Origin of the sequence: Mycoplasmopsis citelli, assembly GCF_900660645.1 — a bacterium.
Lineage (GTDB): Bacteria > Bacillota_I > Bacilli_A > Mycoplasmatales > Metamycoplasmataceae > Mycoplasmopsis > Mycoplasmopsis citelli.
The window spans coordinates 1,231,112-1,242,365 of the sequence record NZ_LR215036.1 but is presented as its reverse complement, the minus strand read 5'-3'; the positions used below and the strand labels follow the sequence as shown (position 1 = coordinate 1,242,365).

Genomic DNA, 11,254 nt, shown 5'->3' with positions numbered 1-11,254 from the left:
AAAGCTCGATAATTTTGTAGTTAGTTTTGACAAAATGAACGTTATTTTGATGATGTACCAACCAGTAGTATTGATGATATTGTTTGAAAATTAAGATTATTAAATAAAAATCTAAATTATCAGCTTGATTTAATTATTATTGATTATTTACAATTAATTAGTGTTTCAGATAATGTTAAAGGAAATCGACAACAGGAAGTATCAACTATTTCGCGAGCTTTAAAAACTCTAGCACTTGAGTTAAAAATTCCAATTTTAGCACTTTCACAGTTATCACGAAGTGTTGAAAATCGCGAAGATAAACGACCTAAATTACACGACCTTAGAGAATCGGGTTCAATTGAACAAGACGCTGATATTGTTATTTTTTTAAGTCGTAATAATTATGAACCTAAAGAAGATATAGGATATAACACTTTAGTTTCAGTAGCAAAAAACCGAAATGGGAAATCAGGAATTGCTGGATTGAGATACAATGGTGAAATTGTTAGCTTTAATGAATATACTAGTGCAGAAAATAGATAAAAATCACTTTTTTGAGTGATTTTTTTAATACTTTTTATTCTTTATTTATGAATCCGTTATATTTCAAATATACAAATAAAACCCAAGGAGAATTAATGAATAATTTTAATAAAGAGAATTTATTGAATTTTTAGCTTTAGATAATGACGCTAAAAACGAACTAGAGTTATTGCTTAGTGATGAGTTTGAAAACTCAAATTATTTTAAAATTTTTTTAAGAAAAATAATATTTCAAGCTCAAGGATTTTTCAAAAAACTGTTATTGAAGATATCAAAAAAGAATCTATAAATTCTACATACTTGAAAATTTTAAAAATTTTGGAAAACCAATTATATTATTTAAGTGTAAATCCATATGTTCAGTTTTTTGAAGAATATGAACCTCAATTAGAAAATTAGTTTGAGTTAATAATACACCTCATAATCAAAAGAATTTTTACAAACTAAAGCTCTAAAATCATTTGTTGAAGATACAATTCAGGATAATCAAACACATCTTAAAGATAAATTTAAAACATCTTTATTTAAACTTGGAGAAGATGGTCAGATTACTTTAACCAAAGCTTATTTTTTAGATAATATTGATATCAAAATTCTTTTAACTAAGCTCAAGCACCAACATAAACTTTTGTTTAATAAAAATCAGTATGATGATGCTAAAAATATATTTCTTTATTAGAAAGTATTATTAATAATTACGAAGAAACAGATTATGCTTATAAAACAATTAAAATTTTAGATTTAAATCCTACTTTAGAAGTTGCAAATCAAATAAATGAATTATTAGGTACAAGACTTTACAATTTATCAGAGCTTGAAATTGCTGAAGAATTTATGAAAAATAACAACAATTATATTGGTGATGAATGTTATTGAAAAACAAAAATTAAAAACGAATTCTTAAATATTTCCAATGACAAATTGAAAGGCATATCTAATTTTGTGAATCTAGCACATGTTGTTTTAGAACATACTAAAGATTCAGAGTTTTATGAATATAATAACTCAGACATAGACGCCCCACATAAAGCAGTTCCTGAAGAAGAAATTTATGAACGAATATTAAATTATTGATATAAAAAACTTAATTCTAATAACTAAGAGAAAAGGCAATTCTTTTCTTAAAGAACCACTTTTTAAGTAATTTTTATGTATTTTTTTAGCTTAAAAATTAACACCGTTATACTCTTATTAAACACACAAAATTAACCCAAAGGAGAATTATGTTAAAAACCTTAAAAACAAATGAAAAAAGCTTAAATATACTAAAACAAAAAGGTATTAATATTGCTAAATTAGAAGAACAATTAAGTTTAAATCTTAGTAAATATTCTCAAATAAAGGTAAAAAGATTAAATGAATTAATTAATTTAAATTCTTCAATTCCTATGTTTTTACAAATTCAAGCTCTTCGAATTTTAAGTAATGATGGTTCAATTGAAACCTTTAACAAAATTAGCAATATTTTAGATGAAAAATTTGATGATTATCAAAATCAAAAAGATGAATATATGGCAAATAATTCAATTATGCTAGGTTCTAATTTTAAAACCGAACTAAATCAAGATTTAAACCAAAATGGAATAGAAACTAGATATTCATATGTTTTTAATGATATTTTAAATTGTGATGATGACACATATTATAGCTTAAACGACACTTTAAATGGATTATCTAAAGAAACTTGAGAAGATTTCAAAAGTGAATTACTTGATTCATTATTTGATGAAGTTGGTATAAAAACCTAACAATAATTGACTTACTAAGAAAGAAAATATACAAATATATATTTCTTTTATTGTTTTTATATATTTTGTTGTGTAAATTAAATATTAATAATTAACCAACAAAATGGGGGGATAGCAAAGCGGCCAAATGCGGGTGGCTGTAAACCACTTTCTTATGATTCGGGGGTTCAAATCCCTCTCCCCCCACCATTATAGACTCATAGCTCAATGGTTAGAGCAACCAGCTCATAACTGGTCAAATACAGGTTCAAATCCTGTTGAGTCTACCATATCACCATTATAGGGTGATTTTTATACTTTCAACTTTCAAATTACTATTAATAATATTAAACCTATAAAAATCACTTTTTAATACTATTTTTAAGTACATTTTATACTTTTATGATAAACCTGTTATACTCAAAAAATAGATACATAAAAATGACTTTTTTAGAAACTCCCTTTCTTGTTATTTTTACTGTTGCTAGCTTATTATTGTTAGCTTTTTCAATCACAATTTTATCATTGTTATTTTATTGTTTCTGATTAAAAGCTTGTTATAAGTTCAAATCTATTTTTCTAAAAAATAGATTAAAAATTATTAAATATTTTAAAAAGGATAAGTAAATATGAATGAATTATGAAATGAATTACTTCCATATGTATTTTTTGTAATTATGTCTATTGTGTTTATTCTTTTGTTTTGAGTTTTATAACTAAGTTAAAGTTTATTTTTCAATACAAAAATTTAAAGGAGCAAAAAATGTTATTATACAAATTAGGTGAAATTGTTTATAAAAAGAGCAACAATTTAATTTTTGGAAACAAAGGAGATGGGTATCTTGTTATTGTCTCTGATGAATCTAGATATAAAATTAATGAGAAAGTAAAATTGTATTTATACGAATACATAACTGAATATAACAAAACTACTTATGGTTTTAAAGATTTTAATGAACTATTATTGTTTCTTGATTTAATTTCAATTGATAAAATTGGTCCTAAAATCGCTATGGGTATTCTTGATAAAGGTTGAGAAAATGTAGTTAAATTAATTACTCAAGAAAATTGGCAAGAGATTTCAAAATTTCCATTTGTAAATGAATCTACCGCACGCCTTTTATGCGTTGAATTATCTGAAAAATGAACCAAAATTATGAATTGTAAATCCAAAGATAAAAGTTCTTCTAAATTAAAAATTAACAAACTAAAAGAGATCCTAAATTAGCTTGGATTTAAGAAAAACAAATTGATTTTGATGTTTCTAAAGTTGATATTACAGACAAATTTGACAAGATAGTTGAAGAAAGTATTGAAATTATCGTAGCTAATCATAATGAAATTAATCTTATCACAGATTAATTTTAAAGTTATTAATATCGACTAAAAAATCACTTTTTTAAGTGATTTTTTGGTAATTTTTATCCTTGTGTTTTAAATCCGTTATACTTCAAATATACAACCAAATCCCAAAGGAGAATCAAAATATGTTTGAAATAACTTCGAGAAACTATAAGATATTTGATTATTTGGAAAAATATTTTGGTTTTAAAGAGAAAAACTTTTTTAAATTAATTAATAAATATCTTAAAACTTTATCCCAAGAAGAACAAAATGTGTATTTAAAATATTTAAAAAATATATTTTTAACTAATCAACCAAATATTCTCAAAGATTTATACAATATTTTTTTAAGTGTAAATATTTTGTCTTTTAATTGTACTTTAGAAACTTTAGAAGAAATTCATAACGTTTGAACACTAAATGAAAATCAAGATAATTATTTTTCGGATTTTTTGATGGATAAAGATATATACAGAGGTTTTGGGTGAAAAGAAATTTTAAGAGATAATTCTGAAGAATTCACAGAATTTAAAGAGTTTATTTATAATATGAATGATGAAGAATTTTATCAATTTAAAAAGATAAAATTTATTAAATTTTCCAAAACACAAATAATTGAAAAAGCTTTAATAGCCTTTTATAACCAAACTATTTTAGAAAAAATTTTTAAAATTACTCCCCAAGGAAAACGTAATTTAGAATTTTTAAATACAAAAACCCAAAAGGATTATAACTCATATGAATTATTAAAAAAACTTCAAAACCAAACTGCTTTATTAAATAAAAACATCAAAAATCAATATATTGAAAATGTAAATTATTTGATTAATTTTAAAAATTCTTTTTCTATAGTTTTGTGATTATTTAAATTACTCCTACTTAATTGTTCTCCTAAACTAGTTTTTGAATTAGTTTTACTTTTAAAACAAAATGAAGAAATTTTCAATTATTATAAAAAACAAAAAGATTTAAACTTATTTGAAAATTATTGACAAGGAGCAGAAATTTTAGACATTATCAACAAAGATTACTCACAAGAAAAAATCAATCAAACACAGGCAAAACATATCATTGAAACTATCAAACAAAATAGATACTATGAATTTACTAAAAGTTCATATTTTGTTAAAAAAATATCTAAAGAACAAATTATTTTAGATATTTTAAGAGAAATGGTAAGTATTGAAGAAACAAAAATTCAATATAAAGACTAATATTCCCAATTATTATTGAGAAACTCTAACTTTTTAACTCATTACTTTCAACAATTTTGTGCTTAATTTAAAACCACCAAATTCATTGGTTTTATTTTTATTAAGATTTATAAATATTTTTCTTTTAATAAAATACAAATAAAGTAATTTATACTTAACTTGACATAAAAAATAAAATCGCATTTTTATGCGATTTTTAAGTACTTTTTTCTCATTGAAACTCATTCCGTTATACTCAAAATATGAATAAATACATAACCAAAATCAAAGGACATCAATTATGAATACAATTTTAATTCAATCACAAGGAACGAAAAATTTAGCTTATGTTCAAGAAAAAGTAGATTTTAATGTAAAAGATTTTTTAAGTAAATTAGATATGGAAATTAAAACTCTATCAATTGAAGAGCAAAAAGACTATATATCTAAATGCGAATATTTAATTAATTATAAATTTCAAGACCCTAACCAAGGTGTATTAGTTTTTCAAATTTTAGACTTAGATTATTCATATGATAACTTAACTGAAATTTATTATATTTTAGACGAAGAATTCGATGATACTAGAACTTTTAGTTCTTTTAGTGAAAATAAACCAGATATTAAAGCAGGTTGCGATTGATATGACACATTAGATAAATCACTTCAAGAATATGGACTTCAAAGCAAATATGCTTATTTAACTAATGAAATCTTAGAACTTCAAGGAGATAAAAATTACTATTTTTTACCTGATTATGATAGTCCTTTAAAAGCTCTTTCAAGCACTGAATTAATTAATTTAATTTTCACTTTTATGCTTAACCTTAAGCAAAAAACCAGCAATTTAAGGAGTAAAAATGAATATTTATAAAGATTTTCAAGAATTTATTTCTCTTCACAAGATTAATTTAAATACAACTCAAAAAAACCAAATTCAAAAAGTACTTGATTATTTACAAAGTAAAAATTACTTTTTGACTACTATCTTATATAAACTTAATCTTGCTATTGAATTTGAAAAGGTAAATAAAGAAGAATATTTACAAGATTTTATCGAAATTTTAAGCACTGAATTACTTGAACCAAATGAATTAAAGAAAATTTTAAACATTTTATCTTTGGATATAAAACCACTAACTCTTAAAAACATTAATGAATTATTAAAAGGTAATTTAAAATCCACTGAAGTAGGTCAAAAATATGTTCAAGAAAGCAGTTTATATAATTTTGAACAAATTTATAATTTAGCTAACACAGATATTAAACAAAACCTAAGTTCAAGTCCATATATTAAAGTCTTAACTCAAGCCATCGAAGAACTTGATGAACAAAATTCAACATCTTGATATGAGTTTAATTTAAATACTAAGGAATTATATGGACTGGATTTTAAATCTTTAGTAATTGATATTATTACTCAATTACATTCATCTTTAAAAAATCAACCATTAAATAATAAAGGAGTTTAACAATGCTTAAATTCGAAAATTATAATTCAATAATTCAGCAAAATGATTTTAACGACTTTTTAAAAGTTCTTAATATCGAATTTGATAGTGATAATAAATATTTTGTTGATGAATTAATTTCTGCCATTAATCAAAATAAAGAAAATTCTACTTATTTTTTAAAAGGCTTTTATTCAAAGATAAAAACTTATTTTGAAAAACTTTCTTTTAATGACCAAAAACAATATATTAAATTTTTATCAGGTATTTTTTGACCTACAGAAATTGACATGTCAACTGGTATTTTTGAAGAACAAGAAGATATGTTAAAGTTAGCTATTAAAAATTTAAGTATTAATCCAACATTAGAAAATGTCAAAAAAATTTGAGGTATGTTTAATTATGATTTTTATGATACTCCTGAATGAATTGAATATAAACAAAATAAACTTATCTTAAGTTATGATGAAATTTTAACCCAAGCTGATGAAGATTTTAAAATTAATGGAGCAAGGAGTAAATATCTCTTTATTGTTGATGAATTATTAAAACTAAATGAAGAAGACGAAACTGCAAGTTATCAAGACTACGAAATTGATAAGGAATGAAAATATTTTGATGAAATTAATAGTTCAAAGTGAAAAATCCTTTTAGAAAAAGCACTTGAAAATACAATTAAATCAAAAGTTTCTATGTAGTTTTTCAATAAATAAATTATTAATGTAAGCTAAAAATGTGTATATAGTAATAATTTATAAAACCAAAATCAAGGTTGTCCAAAATGAAAAAAGCTAATATATTAAATTTAATAAAGTATTATAGCGAAAAAATGATTGAGCTTTTAGAAATGAAGTTTATCAAATTGCTAGCAAATTTGACAAATTAGGAGATTATCAATTAGCTGAATATGCGATATCTTTAATGAATCCTTATGATAATTGAGTTCCTGATTTAAAAACAACAGATATAAATGCTCTGAATGCTTTATATTTACCCAAAAAAATTTTTAATCTTCCTAAAATAATTGAAAAAGAACTTTTAGGAATAATGAAAGCTATTGAATTTAAAAATGGACCAAAAAAGTTTCTTTTTCAAGGTCCACCAGGAATTGAAAAAACTCATTGTGTAGGAGTTTTAACAAATACAACTAAAAGGCAACTTTATCTTCTTAATTGAGTACAAATTATTAGTAAATCCTTTGAAGAGTACAAAAAAATATCTTGATGAAACTTCTGAAGAAATTAATAAACATTTTAAACTAAATGAAGTTATTATTTTACTTGAAAATATAGAAGTTTTATTGGAATATCAAAATCATTCAGAATATTTAAAATATTGAATGATTTTAGCAAATCATTTGAAATATCTAAATGAACAAATTATTCTTATATCTACAACTAATAAATATCCAAAACTGCCTAAATTACTAGTAGAAAATTTTGATGTAATAATTGATTTTAGTCAATATCAAAGGGAAAAATTACAATTAATTGCTCAAAATTATTTTAAAAAATATACACAAGATTTTGAAGTTTTGAATTTAAGTTTTAAGCTTTTTGAAAAAATCATTTCAAAAGTTGAGCAACTTCCTTTTCCAGGACAATTAAAAAAGATTATCAAAAACTCACTTGCTTTAAGTGCTGATACTCCAAATAATTTTTGACAATCACTTCATAAGAAATTATTTTCACAAGAGAAAATCGACCTAAAAACCTTAAAAAATCAAGGTTTGAATTTAAAAGAAATTTCCAAAATTACTAATTTATCAATAAGCAAAATTCATTCTCCACTAAGCTAAAATCACTTTTTTAAGTGATTTTTTAGTACTTTTTATATTTATAATTTGAACCCGTTATACTCAACATATACATAAACAAACCTAAAGGAGAAAATATGACAGAAAATATAATAAATTTCAAAAAACAAGAATTTATTGAGTTTTTAAACTTAAATAATACTAATCAAAAAGAATTAGAACTGTTGCTTAGTAAAGATTTTGAAAAGTCAAAATATTTTAAAAATTATTTAAATGAACACAAAATTTATAAACTTTTAGACTTTGAACAAATAGTTAAAGCATCAATTAGCAAAAATCCTATTAATTCTCATTTTATCGGAATTGCAAAAATTTTAGATAGAATGCTTTGGCATAAAGATTTAAATCCATATGTTCAGTTTTTTGGTGAATTCGAACCTCAATTAGATAAATTAGTATGATTTAACAATTCTCCATACGAGCATAGTAAGGAAGTTTTACAAAAAAGAGTATTTATCTCATTTGTTAAAGATACAATCCAGAATAATCAAACACAGCTTAAAGAAAAATTTGCAACATCTTTATTTTGAATTGATGAAGATGGACAAATTACTTTAACCAAAGCTTATTTTTTAGATAATATTGATATTAAAAAACTTTTAGACAAATTTGAAAAACAACATGACATTTTACACCAAAAATTCGAAGATATAGCTCAGGAATATGCTGATAATTTAAGTACTATTATTAATAATTCAGAAAGTAATGAGCTTGTTTACAAAATTTTAAAAGTTTTAAACACAAAGCATAACTTTGAAATAGTTAAGCAAGTAGCGGAATTTAATTCTACAGCATATTCAAATATTAGAGATCTTGAAATTGCTGAAGAATTTATTGATAATAATGATAAATACATCGGAACTGGAATAAATTGAGAAGAGAAAATTAACGAAGATTTAGAACAATATGCTTGAAAGGGAGTTCAAAATTCAGTTTTTGTTAAAATAGCAAATGATGTTTATGACAAAACTGAAGATGATGAGTTTTATGAACTTGATGATTCAATGAATTTAAAATGTGTTCCAAAAGAAGAAATGTATGAACGCATCATTAATTATTGAGTTAAAAGTCTTAAATAATAATTAAACAATCGCATTTTTTATGCGATTTTTTTATCTTTATATATTATTCCGTTATATTCAAAATATAAAAAAGATAAGGAGAACCAAAAATGAAAAAATTTAAAATTAATTGAACCAACCGATTATTTCTACATTTAGAAAAGATAAGTTCTTTTTCGTTAATTAAAAAAGTTAATAAAAATTTATTGTTCTATAGTGAAAAAGAACTTGAAAGAATAAATTATTGAATTGATAATTTTCTTTGAGATCGATTTTCAAAAAAAGCACTAGAAATTTTAAGCTATGATGCTACAATTGAAACTTTTAAACAAATTACTGATATTTTAGATGAAAAATCTACAGATTTTGAAAAATGAAAAAAATATATAGAACTTAAAGAGTTAAAAAGAAGATTTAAAACATCAAATAAGTTTAATCTTGTCTAAAAATATATATTTGTTAAATTGTTTTATTGAAACTTTATTTTCATAAAAATTACATTTTTTAATGTAATTTTTGTCCTTTTTAGAGCTATATTTTAAATCCGCTATACTTCTTTTATATAAATGAACATCAAAGGAGAATAACACATGTCAACAGACAACCAAACAACAATTGAAACTTTAAAAAAATGCTTTAAAAGAGAATTTAATGAGAAAACACTAAATCTTTTAAAAGATATTTTTACAATAGATAATTCACTAAAAACATATGAAAAAATTATCAGAATTTTTCGAAAAGATAATGAATTTTTCGAAAGCGATCAATGAAATGAATACATCAGCTGTTATGGAGTTGTGTATGGTTTAACACTGAAAGAAGAAGTAAATACTTCTTTAGGAAAATATGGTTTAAATAGTTTTTATATTAAAATTGCTGATAAAGTTGCTCAAATTGATGAAAGTCAATGATATGAAATAAACTCCGCAAAGACAGAAATTTGACCAATTAATTGAGTAGAAGTAGAAATTTGAATGTTAGAAGATTTATTATATGAAATTGAACAAGAAAGCGATTGAGAAGATAATGATTATGGATATGAAGAAGAAGAATAGCAAAGCTTTAATTTCACTTATTGACCAATTATCGATAAACAAAAAACAAAAGAAAGATTTATCCTTTTTTAACATTGCTAAAATCGGCAAACAAAATTTACAAGAATTTAATGAGCTTTCAGCTAGAATAACAAATTCAGCTTTAGAATTAATTATCAAATTAAAAAATCAACTTCTTACTATTTGTGATTGACAAAAACAAAAATATATAGAAAATATAAATTACTTAATTAATTTTGATAATTCTAAATTAGGTCCTTCAGTTAATTGACAAATTTTTGCTCTTTTAGAGAAAAATTCTTCCCCTAATTTTGTGTCTGAGTTAGTTTTATTGCTCCAAGAAGACAAAAACACAATTAAGTCATATATAGATGAATATTTAAAACCAAATAAATCCTTTTCTTGAGTAAAATCTTCTTTAGAATTAAAAGAACATTTAATACAATTAATAAACAATTCTAAAGAATTATCTAATTCTAAAAGTTCTTTAAAAACTAATGAACTTTTAAATACTATCATAGAAGATCGTTATTATGGATTTAGAAATCTCCAAAAACTAAATCTTTTAGAAACTTGTTGGGTTGTTTCGTTGATTTTAAGTCAAATTTTTAACACGTTTATAAAAACTCAAAATAGTTTGTAATAAAAAACCAACGCAAAAAAAATAATAAAGACTTATAAATTAGGTATTTTTATAAACCGGTCGCAATTTGCGACCGGTTTGTTTTATATATTAATTAATAAAAACCACTTTTTTAAGTGATTTTTTAGTACTTTTTAGGCTCTATTTATTAACCCGTTATACTCGAAATATAAATAAATATTTAAATATAAAAGGAGCTAAAAATGTTTGAATTAGCCACTAAAACTGTTGTTAATTTTTCAAATAAACAACTTGAAGAATTTACTACATCAATGATTACTACAATTATATTTGTGAGTTTTTTGGTTTCGCTTGGAACGATTGCATTAGTAAAATTAATTAAAAATCTATTTAAAAAAATCCGAAAAACCAACAAATCAATTACTTGTGAATGTAATAATAATTCAGTAGCTCAAGTCGAACAATAATGCTTGTTTTA

Annotated in this window: 14 protein-coding genes, 2 tRNA genes and 1 pseudogene; all 17 read left to right on the top strand. The window is 22.9% G+C overall.

Annotated features, from left to right (window positions below; genetic code table 4):
- Positions 1-54: 54 nt before the first annotated feature.
- A pseudogene (locus EXC58_RS04640) lies at positions 55-525 on the top strand (DnaB-like helicase C-terminal domain-containing protein); the annotation flags it as partial.
- 834 nt (positions 526-1,359) lie between these two features.
- Positions 1,360-1,626 (top strand): hypothetical protein, encoded by a 267-nt coding sequence (locus EXC58_RS04635; protein ID WP_129725920.1) that lies wholly within the window; start codon positions 1,360-1,362, stop codon positions 1,624-1,626.
- Positions 1,627-1,748: 122 nt separating this feature from the next.
- Complete coding sequence (locus tag EXC58_RS04630) at positions 1,749-2,273, top strand: hypothetical protein (RefSeq protein ID WP_129725918.1); 525 nt, start codon at positions 1,749-1,751, stop codon at positions 2,271-2,273.
- Between the two features lie 105 nt (positions 2,274-2,378).
- A tRNA-Tyr gene (locus EXC58_RS04625) sits at positions 2,379-2,462 on the top strand.
- A 4-nt stretch (positions 2,463-2,466) separates the two neighbouring features.
- Positions 2,467-2,542 (top strand) — tRNA-Ile (locus tag EXC58_RS04620).
- Between the two features lie 473 nt (positions 2,543-3,015).
- Positions 3,016-3,480: a Holliday junction branch migration protein RuvA gene (gene ruvA / locus EXC58_RS04615; protein WP_223211630.1), complete on the top strand. Its 465-nt coding sequence runs from the start codon at positions 3,016-3,018 to the stop codon at positions 3,478-3,480.
- Positions 3,481-3,739: 259 nt separating this feature from the next.
- Positions 3,740-4,810 (top strand): hypothetical protein, encoded by a 1,071-nt coding sequence (locus EXC58_RS04610; protein WP_129725916.1) that lies wholly within the window; start codon positions 3,740-3,742, stop codon positions 4,808-4,810.
- A 280-nt stretch (positions 4,811-5,090) separates the two neighbouring features.
- Positions 5,091-5,663, top strand: coding sequence for a hypothetical protein (locus EXC58_RS04605; protein ID WP_129725914.1), 573 nt, complete (start codon positions 5,091-5,093; stop codon positions 5,661-5,663).
- The gene (locus EXC58_RS04600; protein ID WP_129725912.1) at positions 5,650-6,261 is read left to right on the top strand and encodes a hypothetical protein; all 612 of its coding nucleotides are present in this window, start codon (positions 5,650-5,652) and stop codon (positions 6,259-6,261) included. The genes EXC58_RS04605 and EXC58_RS04600 overlap by 14 nt, the downstream gene beginning before the upstream one ends.
- A gap of 2 nt (positions 6,262-6,263) precedes the next feature.
- Positions 6,264-6,938 (top strand): hypothetical protein, encoded by a 675-nt coding sequence (locus EXC58_RS04595; RefSeq protein ID WP_129725910.1) that lies wholly within the window; start codon positions 6,264-6,266, stop codon positions 6,936-6,938.
- A 223-nt stretch (positions 6,939-7,161) separates the two neighbouring features.
- Positions 7,162-7,485 carry a hypothetical protein gene (locus EXC58_RS04590; protein WP_129725909.1) on the top strand — a complete coding sequence of 108 codons (324 nt, stop codon included), beginning with the start codon at positions 7,162-7,164 and terminating at the stop codon, positions 7,483-7,485.
- Positions 7,439-8,038: an AAA family ATPase gene (locus EXC58_RS04585; protein WP_129725908.1), complete on the top strand. Its 600-nt coding sequence runs from the start codon at positions 7,439-7,441 to the stop codon at positions 8,036-8,038. Before EXC58_RS04590 ends, EXC58_RS04585 begins: the two co-directional genes overlap by 47 nt.
- Positions 8,039-8,133: 95 nt before the next feature.
- The gene (locus EXC58_RS04580; RefSeq protein ID WP_129725907.1) at positions 8,134-9,135 is read left to right on the top strand and encodes a hypothetical protein; all 1,002 of its coding nucleotides are present in this window, start codon (positions 8,134-8,136) and stop codon (positions 9,133-9,135) included.
- A gap of 92 nt (positions 9,136-9,227) precedes the next feature.
- On the top strand, positions 9,228-9,563 hold the full coding sequence (locus EXC58_RS04575; protein WP_129725614.1) for a hypothetical protein: 336 nt from the start codon (positions 9,228-9,230) through the stop codon (positions 9,561-9,563).
- Positions 9,564-9,707: 144 nt separating this feature from the next.
- On the top strand, positions 9,708-10,172 hold the full coding sequence (locus tag EXC58_RS04570) for a hypothetical protein (RefSeq protein WP_129725613.1): 465 nt from the start codon (positions 9,708-9,710) through the stop codon (positions 10,170-10,172).
- Positions 10,156-10,815 carry a hypothetical protein gene (locus EXC58_RS04565; RefSeq protein ID WP_129725612.1) on the top strand — a complete coding sequence of 220 codons (660 nt, stop codon included), beginning with the start codon at positions 10,156-10,158 and terminating at the stop codon, positions 10,813-10,815. The genes EXC58_RS04570 and EXC58_RS04565 overlap by 17 nt, the downstream gene beginning before the upstream one ends.
- Positions 10,816-11,018: 203 nt before the next feature.
- Complete coding sequence (locus EXC58_RS04560; RefSeq protein WP_129725906.1) at positions 11,019-11,243, top strand: hypothetical protein; 225 nt, start codon at positions 11,019-11,021, stop codon at positions 11,241-11,243.
- Positions 11,244-11,254 lie beyond the last annotated feature (11 nt).